The organism is Janthinobacterium sp. RA13 (genome assembly GCF_000745325.1).
GTDB lineage: Bacteria > Pseudomonadota > Gammaproteobacteria > Burkholderiales > Burkholderiaceae_D > Janthinobacterium > Janthinobacterium rivuli.
In genome coordinates, this window is the sequence record NZ_JQNP01000001.1 from 6,286,423 (window position 1) to 6,306,427 (window position 20,005).

Sequence of the window (20,005 nt, forward strand, 5' to 3'; positions counted from 1 at the left end):
GTTTCTTCAGACGTAAAAAAGCCGTTCAGTGCAGACTGAACGGCTTTTTTTTGCGCTGCTACTTTGCTACTTTGCTACTTTGCTACTTTACTTCTTCGCGCTTTACTTCTTCGGTACCGCTGCAGTGCCTTCCGGCAAGGCATACGCGACCAGGGTGTCGCTCATCTTCGTGCCCAGCGAACCGTGGCCGCCGGCCATGACGACGACGAACTGGCGTCCCGACTTGTTCGACACATAGCTCATCGGCGTAGCCTGGCCGCCGGCTGGCAAGCGGGCTTTCCAGATGACTTTACCGTTGCTGACATCGTAGCCGCGGATGTAGTAGTCGAGCGTGCTGCTGAGGAAAGTCACGCCACCGCCGGTGGTCACCATGCCGCCCAGGCTGGGCACGCCCAGTGGCAATGGAATCGGCACGGGACCGCTGTCGCGCGTGGTGCCGTTCTTGTGCATCCACACTTTTTTCATGGTGCGCAGGTCGACGGCGGCCACATAGCCCCACGGCGGTGCCTGGCATGGGAAGCCCAGCGGCGAGAGGAAGGCCTTGATTTCCACGGCGAATGGGACGCCCGTCTGCGGTTGCAAGCCCATTTCGCCGCCCGTGCCGCCCTTGGCCGTCGTTTCGGCGCGCGGCACGAGTTTTTCCAGGAAGCCCATGTAGTCAGGGTTGACGATCAACAACTGGCGCACCGGATCGATGGCCGCGCCACCCCATTCGAAGATGCCGAGCGGGCCAGGGGAGATGACGGCGCCCTTGCCGGCCGTTTGCGGCGTGAACGGGCCTTCATAGCGGCGTTCCTTGAAGATGATGCGGCAAGCGAGCTGGTCGAATGGCGTCGTGCCCCACATGTCCGCTTCGCTGATATTGCGTTCAGGCAAGAAGGTCAGGGCCGAGAACGGCTGCGTGGGCGACAGGGTGTCGCCAGCGGCAGGATTGCTCGTTGGCACGGGTTTTTCCGGCGCCGGCACGACCAGGCTGCCGTCGCGGCGGTCGATCACATAGATGTCGCCGCGCTTGGTGGTGGCGACCACGGATGGGACTTTGCCTTTCGGCGTGTCGATGTCGACCAGCGACGGCTGGCCGCCGATGTCCATGTCCCAGATATCGTGGTGCACGGTCTGGTACACCCAGCGCACTTTGCCGGTCGCCAGGTCCAGCGCGACGATGGCGCTGTTGAATTTCTCGCCGTTCTTGTTGCGGTTGCCGCCCCAGGTGTCGGGGGTTTCATTGCCCATCGGAATGTAGACCATGCCCAGCTTTTCATCGATGCTGGCCACGCCCCAGGAATTGGGCGAGTTGTTGGTGTAGTTCTTGCCTTCAGGGAAAGGCGCCGTATCTTCCGGCGTGGCCGGATCCCAGTTCCACATCAGCTTGCCGGTGACGGGATCGTAGCCGCGGATCACGCCCGATGGCTCTTCCGTCGAATGGTTGTCCGTCACGCTGGCGGCGATCACGGCCATTTTCTGCGATACGGCCGGCGGCGAGGTCGGCATCAGGAAACCGCGCTTGATCATGGCCATGTTTTTATACAGGTTGACGACGCCGTTGTTGCCAAAGCTCTTGCACGACTCGCCCGTATCGGCGTTGACGGCAATCATGGTGCCATCCATGGTGGGCGCCAGGATGCGGCGCGGGCATTCCATGCTGGCAGCTTCGGGGGCGGGATTGTTCTTCGCGCGGCCCGCGTTCACGTCCCAGTAGGCGACGCCACGGCAGATCATGTGCTGGTAGCTGGCCGCGTCGCGGTTGATCTTCGGATCGTGGCGCCAGATTTCCTTGCCCGTGTCCGGGTTCAGCGCGATGACGATGTTGTGCGGGGTGCACAGATACAGCATGTCATTGACCTTCAGTGGCGTGACTTCATTGGCGATCTCGCCCGGATCGTTCGGACCCTTGAAGTCGCCCGTATGATACGTCCAGGCTTCTTTCAAGCCGGAAATATTGGCTGGCGTGATTTGCGCGGCCGGGGCATAGCGGTCGCCATAGCCGGAGCGGCCATAGGCGGACCAGTCGTTGTGCTCGACGCCGGGCGCCAGGTTGCCCGTGGCGGTGGCGGCCATGTTTTCGGCTGGCACTTCGCCATGCAGGTCATGGTAGTCCTGGAACAGGGCGATGACGCCGGCGATGACGGTCAGGGCCACGGCGGCGGAGAGGGCAGTCTTGCCCGCTTGACCTTGTTTCTCTGCGGCGGCTGGCGCCAGGCGGCGGCTGACGAAGGGCAGCAGCAGCCAGACGGCGGCGGCAAACCAGATGTCGAGGCGCGGCAGCAATTGCCACCAGTCGAACTTCACTTCAATGACGGACCAGATCAGGGTGGCGAGCAGCAGGAAGGCCATGAACGGCTGCGCGCTGCGCTTGCCTTTGAAGACGAGCACGCCTGCGATCAGCATGCCTATGCCGGCCAGCAAGTAGTACCAGGAGCCGCCAAGCGATGTCAGCCAGATGCCGCCGCCCAGCAGGGCGAGGCCAAACAGAATGAAAATAACGCCGGTAACCTTTAATAAAGGCCCGGACCGGAAAGAGGGAATCATCATATTCCTTTTTGCAAGGATTTATCGGTGGCGCGTGGATGCGCCATATAGAATCTAGCGAAGGCTTTGTTTGCAGAGTATGCGAAGTTTTGGAAACACCAGAATGTAATATTTTATCAGAATTTACTATTGTCTTCTGGTAGCGCCATTTTTCACGGCATTGCCATTTTCAAAAAATAATTTGTTCAAATAAGCGCAAATATTATGTTGGCATGCGGCGTATGGGGCGGTGTGGATGGATGATTCGCAGGTGCGTGCGCATATTGGAAGAGTGTAAACAGATAATGTTGCCACTAATGGCTATAAAAAATGCAATAGAAAAAATAATAACCATGTTTATGGTATGGTGATATTAAAAGAGAATATGAATCGGGATGGGCTGGAATGCGCCGGGTGCCGTCTACGTATTTGTACTTATTATTATCAGCCTGGCGGATATTATGTTTCCTCTATTGAGCGGGCGTCGCATGGAATGCCGTGCTTATTTTGTTTGCAGCAAACGCGAGAGGTGTTTTCGATACGCGATGATGGCGCGGTCGGCTTCGATAAAACGGTCGCCGGTGGCGTCGAGGCTGTTGGCCGGCGTTTGCGTGACGACCACGCGGCGGTCCTGGTTCAGCACGAAACGGTTGCTCCAACCCATCAGCCTGCCAAACAGCCACGACAGGCCAGGCACGCGCACGCGGTGGTAGAAGCGCAGGTAGTAGCGCACGCTGTGCTCGTTAATCGGCACGAAGGCGATGAAGTTCTTCATGCCGGGCGTGATGTTGAGCAGCCAGGTGCCGGGAAACAGCAGTTGCAGGCTGGGTTCGCGGCCTTGCGCCGCCTGAGCCAGTTCGGCCTGGCTGCGATGCTCCTGCTTCTGATCCAGCGCATTGCTGGTCCAGACGCGGATGCCTTGCGCTCCCGCTTCCACATACGGGCCGTCGACAAAGCTGCGTCCGCCCCGGCCGATGGTGCTGCGATGCACGAACGCCAGGTGGGCGACGTCGAGCTGGTTTTCGATGGCGCGCGTGTAGTGCACGGGCCAGTCGACGATCTCGGTGCGGTACTTCCAGCCTTGCTGCAATTGCGCGAAGAACGGCAGGGGCGGGTAGCTTTCCAGGGGCTGTCCCAGCCACAGCCAGATGAAACCGTGCGCTTCAGCCAGGGGAAAGCCGTCCACGGCCATCGCCTTGGGCACCTTGCGCGCGCAGCCGTTGGCGGGAATGTGCGCGCACTGGCCGGCGGCGTCGAAGGCGAAGCCGTGGAAGGGGCACACCAGCCTGTCGCCGGCGATGCTGCCCGCGCTCAGGGCCGTGCCCAGGTGCGGGCAGCGGTCCACGTGCGCGTGCGGCGCGCCATCGGCCGTGCGCCAGAACACCAGGCGCCGGCCCAGGCGCTCGGCGCCCAGAGGTGTACGTTTGAGTTCGGTGCTGTCGAGGACGGGGTACCACTGGTCTTGGGGCAGATTCATGGCGCGATTGTCCGGCAGGGGCCGCCAGGTGCGCAAGCGAAAGACGTTTTTCTTGAAGCATTCCTCCAAACGGCGTGCAAGCTGGCGGCCCGTGTCGCCGCGCCACTGTTGCTGGCAGGACGCGCAAAACGCCGGCGGGCCGCTGCTGCGTCGCACAAGCGGCCTGTACTTCGCTATAATTGCGCGGTTAAAACACCACCCGCTAATGAGGAATCCCATGAGTTTGAATAACGTCTCTTCCGGCCGCGACCTGCCGAACGATTTCAACGTCGTCATCGAAATCCCGATGAATGCCGATCCGATCAAGTACGAAGTCGACAAGGAAAGCGGCGCGATTTTCGTCGATCGCTTCATGGGTACCGCCATGCATTACCCGTGCAACTACGGCTACGTGCCAAACACCCTGTCGCCGGACGGCGACCCGGTTGACGTGCTGGTCATCACCCCGTTCCCGCTGATCCCGGGCGTGGTCGTGCGCTGCCGTCCTATCGGCGTGCTGAAAATGACCGACGAGTCGGGCGAAGACGCGAAAGTGCTGGCCGTGCCAGTCGACAAGGTCCTGTCGATCTACAGCCACTGGCAAAAGCCGGAAGACTTGAACGAACTGCGCTTGCGCCAGATCCAGCATTTCTTTGAGCACTACAAAGATCTGGAAAAAGGCAAATGGGTCAAGATCGACGGCTGGTATGGTCCGGAAATCGCCAAGGAAGAAATCCTGAACGGCGTCGCCGCGTTCAAGGCCGATGCCGCCAAAGCCTAAGAACACGCAGTAAAATAAAAAACGCTCCCCGCCAGTCATGGCCGGGAGCGTTTTTTTATGCGCGAAACGGGCTGTGCTCGTTCAATTCATCGAGGTAGGCGTCGATGCCGCCCCGTTCGCGTTCGAGGAAGCGCTGCACGGCGTCCGCAAAGGCCGGGTGCGCCAGCCAGTGGGCGGACCAGGTCTTTTGCGGCAGGAAGCCGCGCGCCATTTTGTGCTCGCCCTGCGCGCCGCCCTCGAAGGTGGCGATGCCGTTGGCGATGCAAAACTCCAGCGGCTGGTAATACGCCGTCTCGAAATGCAGGCAGGGCACGTGCTCGAGCGCGCCCCAGTAGCGGCCATATAAAGTGTCCGCCGTGTGGATCACCAGCGAGGCGGCAATGGCCCGCCCTTCGCGCTCGGCGATCACGAGCAAGATGTTCTGCGGCATGCTGGCACCGATGCGCTGGAAGAACTCCAGGCTTAAGTACGGCGACGAGCGGTGTTCCGCGTAGGTATTGCTGTAGCAGCGGTGGAACAGCTGCCAGTCCGCCTCTGTCGCCTCCGTCCCGCGCACCTGGCGCAGGGTGACGCCCGCGTCAATCACCTTGCGCCGCTCGGCGCGGATATTCTTGCGCTTCTTGTGTTCCAGGGTGGCGAGGAATTGCTCGAAATCCGTGTAGCCGGGATTGAGCCAGTGAAACTGCACGCCACTACGCATCAGGTAGCCAGCTTGCTCCAGCTGGCGCGCCTCGCTTTCCGGCGGGAACAGGATGTGGCAGGACGACACGTCGGCCGCTTGCTGCTGCGCCTGCAGAAAGGCCAGCAGGGCCGCGCGCGCCTGGCCATCGCGGGCCAGCAGGCGCGTGCCGCTCACAGGCGTAAAGGGAATGGCGGACAACAGTTTCGGGTAATATTCCAGGCCATGCTGCTGATAGGCGTCGGCCCAGGCCCAGTCGAACACGTATTCGCCATACGAGTGCATTTTGAGGTACAGGGGCAGGGCGGCGGCCAGCACATCGCCTTGCCACAGCACCAGGTAATTCGGTTGCCAGCCCGTGTCCGCGCTGGCGCAGCCGGACTCGTGCAGTGCGTGCAAAAAGGCGTAGGAAAGGAAGGGAGTGGCCTCCGCCTGGCTTGCCAGTAGTTCGGACCAGGCCGCTTCGCCAATTTCAGCCAGGGTAGTGACGATAGCCGTGCGATAATTCATTGTTGTAGTGTGCATTCATCACTCTCGGGGCGCCGCCATCGGCCTGCGCGCCCCTGTCTTGTTTAATAGAACGAAAATATCCATCATCATCATGACAGTCAAAGTCGCAATTGCTCAAATGAATAGTACGGTCGGCGATCTGGCCGGCAACCGTGCCAAGATCTTCGACCTTTCCCGCCGTGCATTTGAAGCGGGCGCCGATATCGTGCTCACGCCGGAACTGTCGCTGGTCGGCTATCCACCCGAGGACTTATTGCTGCGCAATGCATTCTACGCAAAAACGCAGGAAGCGTTTGCGGGACTGGCTGCCGACCTGGCCCAGTTCAAGGATCTGCACGTGGTGGTGGGCTTGCCCCTGCAGGACGAAAAGGGCGTGCGCCACAATGCCGCCTCCGTGTTGCTGAATGGCGAAGTGCTGGGCACCTACCGCAAGCACGACTTGCCGAACACGACTGTATTCGATGAAAAACGTTATTTCACGTCGTCGGATCAGGCTTTCGTCTTCGGCGTAAAAGGCGTGCGCTTCGGCATCAATATCTGCGAAGACACGTGGTTCGAGCACGCGCCTGCGCGCGCCCGCGCGGCCGGCGCGCAAGTGCTGCTGGTGCCGAACGGCTCGCCCTACCACATGAACAAGCAGCATCTGCGCTATGAAACCATGCGCAAGCATGTCAGCGCGCAAGGCATGGCCCTGGTGTACGCCAACCTGGTCGGCGGCCAGGATGAACTGATTTTCGATGGCGACTCGTTTGTCATGGACGCGGCCGGCACGATTTGCGCCCAGCTGCGCCACTTCGAGGAAGACTTGCAACTGGTCGACTTCGACGGCGCCACGCCCGTGCCGCAGCCGCTGGCCGCGCCGTTGACCACCGAAGCGCAGGTGTACCAGGCGCTGGTGCTGGGCGTGCGCGACTATATCGGCAAGAACGGTTTCCCTGGCGTGCTGATCGGCATGTCGGGTGGCGTCGATTCCGCCCTGACCCTGGCCATCGCCGTCGATGCGCTGGGCGCCGACAAGGTGCGCGCCGTCATGATGCCGTCGCAATTTACGGCCGATATCTCGTGGATCGATTCGCGCGACATGGTAAAACGCCTTAATGTGCGCTACGATGAAATTCCGATCAAGCAAACCTTCGACGCTTTCCGCGCCACCCTGGCTGACGAGTTCGCCGGACTGGCGGAAGACGCGACGGAAGAGAACATCCAGGCGCGCATCCGCGGCACCTTGCTGATGGCCCTGTCGAACAAGCATGGCAGCATCGTCTTGACGACGGGCAACAAGAGCGAGATGGCGGTCGGTTATTGCACCCTGTACGGCGACATGGCGGGCGGCTTTGCCGTGATCAAGGATATTGCCAAGACGCTCGTGTACCGTTTGTGCGCGTACCGCAACAGCGTGTCCGACGTGATTCCCGAGCGCATCCTGACGCGCGGACCGTCGGCCGAATTGCGCGCCGACCAGCTGGACCAGGATTCCTTGCCAGCGTATGAAATACTCGATGGCATCATGCAGATGTATATGGAAGAAAACCGGCCGATCGCCGACATTATCGAGGCAGGCTACCCGCCGGCCGACGTGGCGAAAATCACGCGCCTGATCAAGATCAATGAATACAAGCGACGCCAGTCGCCGGTGGGCATCCGCGTCACGCACCGTGGCTTCGGCCGCGACTGGCGCTACCCCATTACGTCGAAGTTCTACGAATAAGCAGCCATCTGTCCACAATCCAACAATTTTAAGGAGTAGCCATGAAACAGATTACCGCCATCATCAAACCATTCAAGCTCGACGAAGTACGCGAGGCCCTGGCCGATGTGAACGTGACGGGCTTGACCGTGACGGAAGTGAAGGGCTTTGGCCGCCAGAAGGGCCATACCGAGCTGTACCGTGGCGCCGAGTACGTGGTCGACTTCTTGCCGAAAGTCAAAGTCGAAGTGGTGGTGGATGACAGCGTGTCGGAACTGGTGGTCGACGCCATCATCAAGGCAGCGCGCACGGGCAAGATCGGCGACGGCAAGATTTTCGTGCGCGATGTGGAGCAGGTGATCCGCATCCGCACGGGCGAAACCGGCCCGGACGCGGTGTAAGTCTGGGTCAACAATCTTGTCGGATTACGGCTCTTTGAGCCTGATCCGACCTACGCGATGTATCGCTTATCTGGCCGTAGGTCGGCTTAGCGCGCCAGCGCGTAAGCCGACATGCCTCGCCAACAACGTTGCCGCTTGGCGTATCAACGCCCCAGCCGCATATCGAATTTCCAGCAGATCAGGCGCAAAATCGTGATGCCGCTGGCGCTGGTCCACAGCGCGAAGTCGTGCTCGGCGCCGAAGTGCATCTGCAATAAATAAGCCCAGCAGCCGAAAAATGCGCAGATCGCGTACGGTTTGCCGTCGCGGAACACCATCGGTACTTCGTTGCAGACGATGTCGCGCATCACGCCGCCAAAAATCCCCGTAATCACCCCCATCATCGACGCGATGAAGAGCGGCATGCCGGCGCGCGTCGCTTCGGCCACGCCCGCGATGGCGAACATGCCCAGGCCGATGGCGTCGGCGATGACGATCAGGCGTTCCGAGACGATCTGGCGCAAGTGCTGGATCAGGGGCGCGGCCGTCAGGGCCAGCACGAAGATGAGGATCGCGTATTCCTGGTGCGAAACCCAGAACAACGGCCGCTTGTCGAGCAGGATGTCACGCAGGGTGCCCCCGCCAAATGCCGTGATGAAGGCCACGACGAACACGCCGACCAGGTCCATGCGCTTGCGGCGCGCTTCGATGAAGCCGGAAAACGCGCCCACCAGGATGGCGATGACCTCAATGATCTTGATCAGCGAGCCAGGCGGCAATTGGGGTGGCATCATGGGTGGAGCGCGTGCACGAGACGCTAAGCAGGAAATAATTGTCACAGGTTAACATGACACGGCCCCGAATGGTGACAAACGGGGCCGTGCGCGTGAGCTAACTTGTTACTGAATTGTAATTTCTTGCTGCGGTGCTCAGCGGATGGGCTGCAGGGCGGAAGAAAGCAATACGACCAGCGCGCCATCACCCCCTTCGGAGCGGCGTGCCTGGCAAAAGGCGATGACTTCATCCTTTTGCACGAGCCAGCTGTGCACCATCGATTTCAAGACCGGTTCCTGGCCTTTCGAACCGAAACCCTTGCCGTGGATCACGCGCACGCAGCGCAGCTTGCGCCGCGTCGCCTGGTTCAAAAAGGCGCCGATGCCGTCGCGCGCCTCGTCGCGGCGCAAGCCGTGCAAGTCCAGCTCATCCTGGATGGGCCAGTGGCCCTTGCGCATCTTCTTGACCACGTCCGTTCCCACGCCGGGGCGGGCGTAGTTCAGGGCCGGATCGTTTTCCAGGTAATGGTCGACCTCGAACAAGTCCGACAGCGATTCGCGCAGCACGGCCGCATCGTCCTCTTCCGGAGACAATTTACGCGCCGGTTGCTGGGCCGCCATGGCGCCCGTCTTGGGCAGGCTGGGCACGTAGCGGTCCGATTCGGGCAGGCGCTTGACGCCGCCGATGCTGGCCTTGAACAGATTGCTCTCCACGGCCTGCACCTTGACCTGCTGGGCGCGCTCAGCCGCGGCTTGCGCGCGCGCGTCGGCCTGCTCCTTGAGCTGCTTGCTGACCGCTTTCAGGTCGGCAAAGTCTTTCATCGACGCCATGCGACGCTTACTCCTGGCCTTCCAGGTAGCGCTGGGCGTCCAGTGCTGCCATGCAACCCGTGCCGGCGCTGGTGATGGCCTGGCGATAGATGTGGTCTTGCACGTCGCCGGCGGCGAATACGCCCGGCGCGCTGGTGGCGGTGGCCATGCCTTCCAGGCCCGTCTTGGTCTTGATGTAGCCGTTGTGCATCTCCAGCTGGCCTTCGAAGATGCCCGTGTTCGGCTTGTGGCCGATGGCGATGAACACGCCGTGCACGCTCAATGCTTCGACCTTGCCGTCGATGGTCGACTTGATGTTCAGACCCGTCACGCCGCCTTCGTTGCCTGTCACTTCATCCAGAGTGTGGTTATATTTCAACACAATCTTGCCTTCGGCAACCTTGGCGTTCAGGCGATCGATCAAAATCGCCTCGGCGCGGAACTTGTCGCGGCGGTGGATCAGGGTGACTTTATTGGCGATGTTCGACAGGTACAGCGCTTCTTCGACGGCCGTGTTGCCGCCGCCGACAACGGCCACTTCCTGGTTGCGGTAGAAGAAGCCATCGCAGGTGGCGCAGGCGGACACGCCCTTGCCCATGAATTCCGCTTCCGATGGCAGGCCCAGGTATTGCGCGGACGCGCCCGTGGCGATGATCAAGGTGTCGCACGTGTATTCGTGGCTGTCGCCCTTCAGGCGGATCGGCTTTTCATTGAGGAAGGTAGTGTGGATGTGGTCAAACACGATTTCCGTATTGAAACGCTCGGCGTGCTGCAGCAGGCGCTGCATCAGGTCCGGGCCTTGCACGCCCATCGGGTCGCCTGGCCAGTTCTCCACGTCGGTGGTGGTCATCAACTGGCCGCCTTGTTCCACGCCGGTGACCAGCATCGGGTTCAGGTTGGCGCGGGCGGCGTAGACGGCGGCGCTGTAGCCGGCTGGGCCGGAGCCGAGGATCAAAACGCGGGCGTGTTTGGTAGTGGTCATGGGAAGCTTCTCTATGAGTGGGGTCTATCCGAATTGGGGGCATACGCGCGAAGAACAAGGGCGTATTGCGCTTGCGCAAGCAATCCACGATTATAGACCAAGCCGCCTGTAGCGACGAATCGTGGGGCCGTCCGGGGCATATATGGCTTAGAATACTTCCTTATTATGGGAAATTCCCTTTCAGAAACATTTTTCACCTTGCAGCGCTTCCCAGAATGACTAAACCAGCCCAGGCCAATCAAAATAGCTACACCCGAAAACCGGTCGAACGCCGGCCCCTGCCCAACCGGCTGGTGCGGCTGCTGTCCGAGGCGCGCTGGTTCGCGCTGGCCGCGTTTGCCCTGTATTTCGTGCTGATACTGGCCAGCTTCAACAAGCTCGACCCCGGCTGGTCGCACGCCACCAATGTCGACAAGGTGGCCAACCTGGGCGGCAAGCTCGGCGCGACCTTTTCCGATCTGTTGCTATATATCTTCGGCTTTTCCGCCTGGTGGTGGTGCGTGTGGCTGCTGCGTACGGTGTGGCATGGCTATCGTCGCCTGAGTAAGCGCTTCCTGCTGGAAGAGGAAGAGGTGGAGCGCGAGCACCACGTCGAGATGCTGATCCGCATCGTCGGCTTCTCCATCATGCTGATCGGCAGCATGGGCCTGGAATACCTGCGCATGGCGAAAAGCCTGCACGTGCAGCTGCCGCGCGATCCGGGCGGCGTGCTGGGCCAGTTGGTCGGCCATTCGGCCCACGTGGCTTTTGGTTTCACGGGCGCCACTTTATTACTGTTGCTGCTGTTCGGCCTGGGTTTCAGCCTGTTCTTCCATGTGTCCTGGTTGCAAGTGGCCGAGCGCATCGGCGGCGCCATCGAAGACGCTTTCAACTGGTTCGTGCTGCGCTACCAGGATCGCGAAGACCGCCGCCAGGGCGAAGTGGCCGCCGTGCGCCGCGACGAAGTGGTGGTCATCGAGCGGGCCAAGCATGTGGAAAAACATGTGGCCGCGCCGCCCGTCAAGATCGAGCCGCAAGTCGTTACCGTGGTGAAATCCGAGCGCGTGGAAAAGGAACGCCAGGCGCATCTGTTTGAAACCCCCGGCGACGGCAAGCTGCCGCCGCTGTCCCTGCTCGATGAAGCGCCACCCGTGGTGGAAACGGTGTCCGTGGAAACCCTGGAATTCACGAGCCGCCTGATCGAAAAGAAATTATCGGACTTTGGCGTGGATGCCAAGGTAGTGGCCGCTTACCCCGGCCCTGTGGTGACGCGCTATGAAATCGAGCCGGCCACGGGCGTCAAAGGCAGCCAGATCGTCGGCCTGGCGCGCGACCTGGCCCGTTCACTGTCGCTGACTTCCATCCGTGTGGTGGAAACCATTCCCGGCAAGAATTACATGGCCTTGGAGCTGCCGAACAGCAAGCGCCAGATCGTGCGCCTGACGGAAATCCTCGGCTCCAAGGTCTACAACGATGGCGTATCCAGCCTGACGATTGCGCTGGGCAAGGATATTGCCGGCAAGCCCGTCGTGGCCGACCTGGCCAAGATGCCCCATTTGCTGGTGGCCGGTACTACCGGTTCCGGTAAATCCGTGGGCATCAATGCGACGATTTTGTCGCTGCTGTACAAATCCGACCCGCTCGACGTACGGCTGATTTTGATCGATCCGAAGATGCTGGAAATGTCCGTCTACGAAGGCATTCCCCACTTGCTGGCGCCCGTCGTGACCGACATGCGCCAGGCCGGCCACGCGCTGAACTGGGCCGTGAACGAGATGGAACGCCGCTACAAGCTGATGAGCAAGATGGGCGTGCGCAACCTGGCCGGCTACAACGCGAAGATTGCTGACGCGAAAAAGCGCGAAGAACACATCCCGAATCCGTTCAGCCTGACGCCGGATTCGCCCGAGCCGCTCGATAAACTGCCGACCATCGTCATCATCATCGACGAGCTGGCCGATTTGATGATGGTGGTGGGCAAAAAAGTCGAGGAATTGATCGCGCGTATCGCGCAAAAGGCGCGCGCCGCCGGTTTGCACTTGATTCTGGCCACGCAGCGCCCATCTGTAGACGTGATCACGGGCTTGATCAAGGCGAATATCCCGACGCGTATCGCCTTCCAGGTCTCGTCGAAGATCGACTCGCGCACCATTCTCGACCAGATGGGCGCGGAAACCCTGCTGGGCATGGGCGACATGCTGTACATGCCGCCCGGCACCGGTTTGCCGATGCGCGTGCACGGCGCGTTCGTGTCGGATGAAGAAGTGCACAGGGTCGTCAGCCATTTGAAGCTGCAGGGCGAACCGAATTACATCGAGGGCATCCTCGAAGGCGGCACCCTGGAAGGCGATGGCGCCGAAGGCGGTGCGCCGGGCGAGGGCGGCGGCGAGGCCGATGCCCTGTACGACCAGGCGGTGGCGGTGGTGCTGAAAAACCGCCGCGCCTCGATTTCGCTGGTGCAGCGTCATTTGCGCATCGGCTATAACCGCGCCGCCCGTCTGCTCGAGCAGATGGAGCAGAGCGGGGTGGTATCAACCATGCAATCCAATGGCAATCGGGAAATCCTGGTGCCGGCGGCAAGTGCCGAACAAGGGTAACGGAATGAAAAGCAATACTTTTGCAGCAAAAATGATGATCGGCGCGGCCAGCGTTGCCTGCAGCCTGCTGTTCGCGGCCAGCGCCTCGGCCAGCGCGTTGGAACAGTTCAAGAGCTTTGCGGCCGGCACCAAGTCGGCCAAGGGCGAGTTCGTGCAGCGGCAAGTCAAGAAGGCTGACGCCAGCGGCAAGGCGAAAGTGTCGACACCGGCCAGTGGCACGTTCGAGTTTGCCCGTCCGGGCAAGTTCATCTGGACGTACTTGAAGCCGTACGAGCAGCTGCTGCAAGCCGATGGCGACAAACTGTATATCTACGACAAGGACCTGAGCCAGGTAACGGTCAAGAAACTGGGCGACGCGCTCGGTTCCTCGCCAGCAGCCATCCTGTTCGGCAGCAACGACCTGGAAAAGAATTTCACCCTGGCTGAAGCGGGCACGCGCGATGGCCTGGAATGGCTGAAAGCGACGCCGAAAGCCAAGGACACGACCTTCGACGAAATCACCATCGGCCTGCGCAATGGCGTGCCGGAAGCGATGGAATTGCGCGATTCGTTCGGGCAGACGTCGGTGCTGGCGTTCAAGAATTTCCAGAAAAATCCGGCGCTTTCGGCTAATCACTTTAAATTTGTCATGCCCAAAGGCGCCGACGTCATCAACAATTAAGACTGTCGCGCCTTGCGTATGAGCCGGCCTCGCAGCAATGCGGGGCTTTTGCATTCTTATTAGGTAACTCATTATGGCGGATCTCTTTTCCACCGCACCACGCCAGCCGCTGGCCGAAGCCTTGCGGCCGGCCACCCTGAACGAAGTCATCGGCCAGACGCACCTGCTGGGCGTGGGCAAGCCGCTGCGCCTCGCGTTTGAAGCGGGCAAGGCCCATTCGATGATCTTGTGGGGGCCGCCCGGCGTGGGCAAGACGACTCTGGCGCGCCTGATGGCCAATGCCTTCGACAGCGAATTCATCGCCCTGTCGGCCGTGTTCGCGGGTGTAAAAGATATCCGTGCGGCCATGGACCAGGCACGTCACAGCCTGGACCAGTTCGGCAAGCACACCTTATTGTTCGTCGACGAAATCCACAGGTTTAACAAGTCGCAGCAGGACGCCTTGCTGCCCTTCGTCGAATCGGGCCTGGTGACGTTTATCGGCGCGACGACGGAAAACCCCAGCTTTGAAGTCAATTCGGCGCTGCTGTCGCGCGCGCAAGTGTATGTGTTGAAATCGCTCAACGAAGACGAGATGAAACAGTTGCTGGCCAAGGCGCAGTCGACGGCCCTGACGCACTTGAGCTTTGATGAGGCGGCCGCCGATACTCTGATCGGTTATGCGGATGGCGATGCGCGCCGCTTCCTGAATTTGCTGGAACAGGCCGAGACGGCCGCCAGCTCGACGGGCACGACCAGGATCGACGCGGCCTTCGTCGACAATGCACTGACCTTGAATTCACGCCGTTTCGACAAGGGCGGCGACAATTTCTATGACCAGATTTCCGCGTTGCATAAGTCCGTGCGGGGATCGAATCCCGATGCGGCCCTGTACTGGTTTTGCCGCATGATCGACGGCGGCGCGGACCCGCGCTATCTGTCGCGGCGCATCGTGCGCATGGCCTGGGAAGACATCGGCCTGGCCGACCCCCGCGCCTTGACGATGGTCAATGACGCAGCAGAAACGTATGAACGGCTCGGTTCGCCCGAAGGTGAGCTGGCCTTGGGCCAGGCCGTGATCTATCTGGCGATTGCGGCGAAAAGCAATGCCGGCTACAACGCCTTCAACACGGCCATGGCGTTCGTCAAGAAGGATAAATCCAAGGAAGTGCCCGTGCATTTGCGCAATGCGCCGACGAAGCTGATGAAGGAACTGGGCTACGGTCACGCTTACCGCTATGCGCACGACGAGCCTGATGCGTATGCGGCCGGCGAAACCTACTTCCCGGACGGCATGGCGGAACCGGGCTGGTACCAGCCCGTGCCGCGCGGCCTGGAAAGTAAAATTGCCGACAAGCTGGTCTGGCTGCGCGAGCTGGACAGGAAAGCAGGGAAGGGCTGAGGTTATAGCCCCAGCACGGTAAAGCCGTCGTCTTGCGGAGAGTAGCCGACCAGCTGGCGCGTCGCCGCAATCGACAGGCGCTTATAGCGGTTGTCCGACACGCCATGCACGACGTGGTAGCCAGCCGGCACGTCAGCAGTCACGCATCGGGCCAGCAACTGCACCACGTCCCGCTCGCTGATGAAGGCGGCGATGTCGCGCGCGCTGTGCTCTTGCCCTGGCGCAAAGTTGGCCACGTTGGCGATGCGCACGGCGATCGCCGTCATGCCATGCTGGTGCGCGAACGCGGAAGCGACGCCTTCACCGAAGGCCTTGCTGGCGCCATACATGTTCGCCGGTCGCGCCGGCATGTTTTCCTGCACTTGCACGTCCAGCGGATAGCCTTCGATGGCTTGCGCGCTGCTGGCAAGCACGACTCTTTTCACGCCTTGCGCCTGCGCCGCGCGGAAAATGTTGTGCGTGCCGACGATATTCGGCTGCAGCAGTTGCGCATCGAAATCGGCGCTGGCGTGCGGCACGCCGGCCAGGTGCAGCGCCACATCGATATCGGCACAGGCGGCCAGGCAGGCCGCATAGTCGCTGACGTCGAGCTCGATGGATGGGCAGGGCGCTTCGGCCAGCTTGCCTGTGTGCAGGTCGGCCAGGCGCAGGGAGAATTCCCCGTGCCGGCGCTTCCAGAAAGCGGTGCCGATGATGCCGGCGGCGCCCGTGAGGAGGACGCGCAGTGGTTCTTGGCTCATGTATTCCTTGTATTCAGTGTGTGAGGCAGTGCCAGGTGCAGCCAGCGCAGCAGGGCGGGACGCGGTACGGCCGTCGCATGCACGCGGATGTGTCCGCTACCCACGGCTTCGACCAGCACCAGGCCGTCATTCGGTATCGTATAGCGTTCGCCGCTGCGCAGCACGCAATCCTCGAACTGGGCGTAGGCCGTGATCCAAGCCGTGCCGGACAGGCATTCGATGACCCTGGCATGCGCTTTTTCCAGACGCAAGGGCTGTTCGCTGCGTAATTCATGGTCGGTATGCATGGCATCGCTCCTGTTGTGCTGACTGGAACAGCTTAGGCGCTTGCGGTGAACCATGACAGATGCAGGAAAACGAAATTGTGATGAATACAGTACATTTCGTCGTAGACTGTGCTTATCAAAAAACTCGGCAACTGTATCTGTGCCGGCGCCGCGCGGCAGCCGCATACTGAAGGGATGAACATGAGCGCGCATTTGAATCTGTACGAGCACCTGGCCAACGAGCTGGGCGCCCTGATCGACTCGCGCGTGTTCGCGCCCGGCGACCGCCTGCCATCGATCCGCCACCTGGCGCAGCAAAAGCGCATCTCCATCAGCACCGTGATGCAAGCCTTGCGCCTGATGGAAGACCGGGGGCAAGTCGATGCGCGGCCACAGTCCGGCTATTTCGTGCGCCACCGCGCGCCGCGCCGCCCGTGCAGCGCCGACGCGCAGCACTTGAAGGAGCCGGCCTTTGTCGGCATCAACAATCTGTTGATGCGCGTGCTGAAGGACAACGAGACGGCGAATATCGTGCAGCTGGGCACGGCCTGGCCGCCCGACGAGATCCTGCCGATCAAGCGCATGCAGCGCACCATCAGCGCCGTGGCGCGGCGCGAGCCCGCTTTATTGAGCAAGGTCAGCTGTTACGACGTCAGCGAAGGCAATTTCTTGCGCCAGGTGACGCGCCGCGCGCTGGACTGGGGCAAGCTCGATCCGCACGAGATCGTCGTGACGAATTCCTGCACGGAAGCGATCAGCCTGTGCCTGCGCGCCGTCGCCAGGCCGGGCGACACCATCGCCATCGAGTCGGCCACGTATTTCGTGCTGCTGCAGATGATCGAAAGCCTGGGCATGAAGGCGCTGGAAATTCCCACCGACCCGAAGACGGGGCCGTCGCTCGATGCGCTGGAGCTGGCCTTGCGCGCCGGTCTTGTGCAAGCCTGCCTGTTCGTGCCGAACGCAAATAATCCTTTGGGTTGCGTCATGCCGGAAGAAAACAAGAAGCGGCTGGCGGGGCTGCTGTCTGAATTCAATATTCCATTGGTGGAAGACGATGTCTATGGCGACCTGTGCTTTGCCCCGCAGCGGCCGTGGCCCGTGAAAGCCTACGATACGAGCGGCAATGTGTTGCTGTGCTCCTCGTTTTCCAAGGCGATTACCCCTGCGTCGCGCGTCGGTTACGTGCTGGCCGGGCGTTTCGCGCAGGAAGTGGCCTTGCTGAAAACCGTGTCGAGCGGCGCCACCAGCCATTTCTTCCAGGCCGTGCTGGCCGATTTTCTGGAAGGCAGCAGCTATGACCAGCAGCTGCGCAAGATGCGGCGCACCCTGGTGCAGCGCATCGCGCGCATGTCCGACGCCGTGGCGGCCAGCTTTCCGGCGGACTGCATGCTGTCCGAGCCGCAGGGCGGTTTCGTGCTGTGGGTGCAGATGCCGCCGCAAGTCGATGCGCTGGCCCTGCATGGCCCGGCCATCGCCGACGGCGTGGCGTACATGCCGGGCCAGCTGTTCTCGGCCTCGGGCAAGTTTGGCAATTATCTGCGTCTCAATTGCGGCAATGCATGGACGCCGCGCATCGAGCAGGCTATCAGCCGGTTAGGGCGTCTGGTCAAGGACGCCTTGTAGAACGCCTGTCAAAACCTACTGCGCGGCGCGCTTTGCGGCCTGCGATGCTCACCGTGCTCTAGCACGGTTGCGCTTCTTAGCCACAAATCACTGCCGCTCGCTACGGTTTTGTCAGGCGTTGTTCATTCCCTTGTTTTCCCTTCAGTCCCCGTTTTTCACCGTTCGCTCCCTGTTTTTCGCTGCTGGTCGCAAGCCGGTGGTGTTGTTCGTGGCCGTTGGCTAAAGTACCACCATACCAGCAGCAGTCAACGACGCAAACTAACCAGGAGTCACATCATGAACGCACTGAAAAACATGGAAATCACCTTTGTCGCCGCCGCCATCATCGCCATCGGCGCCAGCTTCGCCACCGCCGGCGCGAATACCGTGGAAGTGAGCGCCAGCAGCACCGTGATCGCCCAGGCTGCCGACAGCACGATGCCCGTCGTTACCGTCAGCGCCCGCCGCCTGAGCGCTGCCGAAAAAGCCGCCTTTATCTAAGCGCTAAACTAAGCAGCAGCCGCAAAGCGGGCGCGAGTGCCCAGCCATGCCGCCATGACGATGGCCGGCCATGTGCAAAACTCCTAAAGAACTGAACGGGTCTTGGTACAATGAGTGCTTTCGATACATCGGCACCGCCATCCACCCATGATAGATATCCAACTTCTCCGTAAAGACATCGCCACCGTCGCAGAACGCCTGGCGACGCGCAAATTCCAGCTCGACGTGGCAGGTTTTACCGCCCTCGAAGCCGAACGCAAGGCGATCCAGACGCGCACCGAAGAGCTGCAGGGCAAGCGCAATGCGCTGTCCAAGCAAATCGGCATGCTGAAAGGCAAGGGGGAAGACACCTCGGCCGTGATGGCGCAAGTGGCCGGCCTGGGCGATGAGCTGAAAGCCGATGAAACGGCCCTGAGCGTGGTGCAAGCCAAGCTGAGCGATTTCATCATGGCCGTGCCGAACCTGCCGCATGAATCGTCGCCGCTGGGTACGGACGAGTCGGGCAATGTGGAAGTGCGCAAGGTCGGCACGCCACGCACGTTCGACTTTGAAGTCAAGGATCACGTCGACGTGGGCGCCCCGCTGGGCCTCGATTTCGAAGTGGCCACCAAGCTGACCGGTTCGCGCTTCTCCGTCATGAAGGGCGGCATCGCCCGTCTGCACCGCGCGCTGGCACAATTCATGCTCAACACCCACGTGGACGAGCATGGCTACACGGAATGCTATACGCCGTACATGGTCAACGCCGATTCGCTGCGCGGCACGGGTCAGCTGCCGAAATTTGAAGCCGATCTCTTCTCGGTGAAAAAAGGCGGCGCGGAAGGCGAGGGCGAGACCTTCTACCTGATCCCGACCTCGGAAGTGTCGCTGACGAATATCGCGCGCGATGAAATCCTGGCGCTCGACCAACTGCCCCTGAAAATGACGGCCCACACGCCATGCTTCCGCTCGGAAGCGGGCAGCTATGGCCGCGACACGCGCGGCATGATCCGCCAGCACCAGTTCGATAAAGTCGAAATGGTGCAAGTGGTGCACCCGGACACCTCGTACCAAGTGCTGGACGAGATGGTCGGCCATGCGGAAGCCATCCTGCAACGCCTGGGCCTGCCATACCGCGTGATGTCGCTGTGCACGGGCGACATGGGTTTCGGCGCCACCAAGACCTTCGACCTGGAAGTATGGCTGCCGGCGCAAAACACCTACCGCGAAATCTCGTCCCTGTCGAACTGCGAAGCCTTCCAGGCCCGCCGCATGCAAGCGCGTTTCCGCAACGCCGCCGGCAAGCCGGAACTGGCGCACACCCTGAACGGCTCCGGCCTGGCAGTAGGCCGCACTTTGGTTGCCGTGCTGGAAAACTACCAGCAGGCAGACGGCAGCGTCGAGATCCCGGTCGTGCTGCGCCCGTACATGGGTGGCCTGACGCATCTGACGGCTTAAAATAGTCCTTTTCTTTTCGCCGCGGGCTGCTATAATCTTGCCTTCTCGCAGCAATGCGGGAAAGACCGCAGCAAATGGAGAGGTGGCAGAGTGGTCGAATGTACTTGACTCGAAATCAAGCGTACGTTAAATCGTACCGTGGGTTCGAATCCCACCCTCTCCGCCAGAACAAATAGAGAAAGCTCCCGCAAGGGAGCTTTTTTTATTTGTGGCGGCGGAAAGGAGTACGCCCCCTGCGGGGCGTACGCGTGGGATTCGAAGCCCCGCGCATATTT

General features: G+C 61.0%; 17 protein-coding genes and 1 tRNA gene. 10 read left to right on the plus strand and 8 right to left on the minus strand.

Translation table 11 applies throughout. The features are described from left to right. Positions 1-102 precede the first annotated feature (102 nt). On the minus strand, positions 103-2,532 hold the full coding sequence (locus FG13_RS27970) for a membrane-bound PQQ-dependent dehydrogenase, glucose/quinate/shikimate family (protein WP_051959508.1): 2,430 nt from the start codon (positions 2,530-2,532) through the stop codon (positions 103-105). 478 nt (positions 2,533-3,010) lie between these two features. Continuing rightward, positions 3,011-3,985: an aromatic ring-hydroxylating oxygenase subunit alpha gene (locus FG13_RS27975; protein ID WP_035828917.1), complete on the minus strand. Its 975-nt coding sequence runs from the start codon at positions 3,983-3,985 to the stop codon at positions 3,011-3,013. Between the two features lie 217 nt (positions 3,986-4,202). Here FG13_RS27975 and ppa point away from each other — a divergent pair, with 217 nt between their 5' ends. Continuing rightward, a complete protein-coding gene (gene ppa, locus FG13_RS27980; RefSeq protein ID WP_035826464.1) occupies positions 4,203-4,745 on the plus strand; it encodes an inorganic diphosphatase in 543 nt (180 codons plus the stop codon). Positions 4,746-4,800: 55 nt separating this feature from the next. On the opposite strand, the gene FG13_RS27985 is transcribed toward ppa, so the two are convergent. Beyond that, positions 4,801-5,934, minus strand: a complete 1,134-nt coding sequence (locus FG13_RS27985) for a GNAT family N-acetyltransferase (protein ID WP_035826465.1) — start codon at positions 5,932-5,934, stop codon at positions 4,801-4,803. A gap of 91 nt (positions 5,935-6,025) precedes the next feature. Between FG13_RS27985 and FG13_RS27990 the strand changes: the two genes are divergently transcribed. After that, positions 6,026-7,642, plus strand: coding sequence for an NAD+ synthase (locus tag FG13_RS27990; RefSeq protein ID WP_035826468.1), 1,617 nt, complete (start codon positions 6,026-6,028; stop codon positions 7,640-7,642). 41 nt (positions 7,643-7,683) lie between these two features. After that, positions 7,684-8,022: a P-II family nitrogen regulator gene (locus FG13_RS27995; protein ID WP_034758685.1), complete on the plus strand. Its 339-nt coding sequence runs from the start codon at positions 7,684-7,686 to the stop codon at positions 8,020-8,022. Between the two features lie 143 nt (positions 8,023-8,165). Here the strand turns inward: FG13_RS27995 and FG13_RS28000 are convergent, their stop codons facing one another. The 3 genes from FG13_RS28000 to trxB all read right to left on the minus strand — a co-directional run bounded on the left by FG13_RS28000 (position 8,166) and on the right by trxB (position 10,566). Then, positions 8,166-8,795, minus strand: coding sequence for a trimeric intracellular cation channel family protein (locus FG13_RS28000; protein WP_034758680.1), 630 nt, complete (start codon positions 8,793-8,795; stop codon positions 8,166-8,168). Positions 8,796-8,930: 135 nt separating this feature from the next. Next, on the minus strand, positions 8,931-9,605 hold the full coding sequence (locus FG13_RS28005) for a Smr/MutS family protein (protein ID WP_035826470.1): 675 nt from the start codon (positions 9,603-9,605) through the stop codon (positions 8,931-8,933). A gap of 7 nt (positions 9,606-9,612) precedes the next feature. Beyond that, positions 9,613-10,566, minus strand: coding sequence for a thioredoxin-disulfide reductase (gene trxB / locus FG13_RS28010; protein ID WP_034786153.1), 954 nt, complete (start codon positions 10,564-10,566; stop codon positions 9,613-9,615). A 215-nt stretch (positions 10,567-10,781) separates the two neighbouring features. Here trxB and FG13_RS28015 point away from each other — a divergent pair, with 215 nt between their 5' ends. The 3 genes from FG13_RS28015 (at position 10,782) to FG13_RS28025 (ending at position 15,184) form a co-directional block, all read left to right on the plus strand. Beyond that, positions 10,782-13,142: a DNA translocase FtsK gene (locus FG13_RS28015; protein ID WP_035826472.1), complete on the plus strand. Its 2,361-nt coding sequence runs from the start codon at positions 10,782-10,784 to the stop codon at positions 13,140-13,142. Positions 13,143-13,173: 31 nt separating this feature from the next. Further along, a complete protein-coding gene (gene lolA, locus FG13_RS28020) occupies positions 13,174-13,803 on the plus strand; it encodes an outer membrane lipoprotein chaperone LolA (protein ID WP_092613694.1) in 630 nt (209 codons plus the stop codon). A 73-nt stretch (positions 13,804-13,876) separates the two neighbouring features. Then, positions 13,877-15,184 carry a replication-associated recombination protein A gene (locus tag FG13_RS28025; RefSeq protein ID WP_035826477.1) on the plus strand — a complete coding sequence of 436 codons (1,308 nt, stop codon included), beginning with the start codon at positions 13,877-13,879 and terminating at the stop codon, positions 15,182-15,184. 2 nt (positions 15,185-15,186) lie between these two features. On the opposite strand, the gene FG13_RS28030 is transcribed toward FG13_RS28025, so the two are convergent. Both FG13_RS28030 and FG13_RS30565 read right to left on the minus strand, forming a co-directional pair. Continuing rightward, a complete protein-coding gene (locus FG13_RS28030) occupies positions 15,187-15,924 on the minus strand; it encodes an NAD-dependent epimerase/dehydratase family protein (protein ID WP_035826478.1) in 738 nt (245 codons plus the stop codon). After that, positions 15,921-16,211, minus strand: a complete 291-nt coding sequence (locus FG13_RS30565; RefSeq protein WP_051959510.1) for a DUF2917 domain-containing protein — start codon at positions 16,209-16,211, stop codon at positions 15,921-15,923. Before FG13_RS30565 ends, FG13_RS28030 begins: the two co-directional genes overlap by 4 nt. Positions 16,212-16,391: 180 nt before the next feature. Between FG13_RS30565 and FG13_RS28040 the strand changes: the two genes are divergently transcribed. The 4 genes from FG13_RS28040 to FG13_RS28055 all read left to right on the plus strand — a co-directional run bounded on the left by FG13_RS28040 (position 16,392) and on the right by FG13_RS28055 (position 19,896). Continuing rightward, positions 16,392-17,813, plus strand: coding sequence for an aminotransferase-like domain-containing protein (locus FG13_RS28040; RefSeq protein WP_035828921.1), 1,422 nt, complete (start codon positions 16,392-16,394; stop codon positions 17,811-17,813). A 276-nt stretch (positions 17,814-18,089) separates the two neighbouring features. Beyond that, a complete protein-coding gene (locus FG13_RS28045) occupies positions 18,090-18,293 on the plus strand; it encodes a hypothetical protein (protein ID WP_035826480.1) in 204 nt (67 codons plus the stop codon). Between the two features lie 147 nt (positions 18,294-18,440). After that, positions 18,441-19,730 (plus strand): serine--tRNA ligase, encoded by a 1,290-nt coding sequence (gene serS, locus FG13_RS28050; protein ID WP_035826483.1) that lies wholly within the window; start codon positions 18,441-18,443, stop codon positions 19,728-19,730. 76 nt (positions 19,731-19,806) lie between these two features. Then, positions 19,807-19,896 (plus strand) — tRNA-Ser (locus tag FG13_RS28055). Positions 19,897-20,005 lie beyond the last annotated feature (109 nt).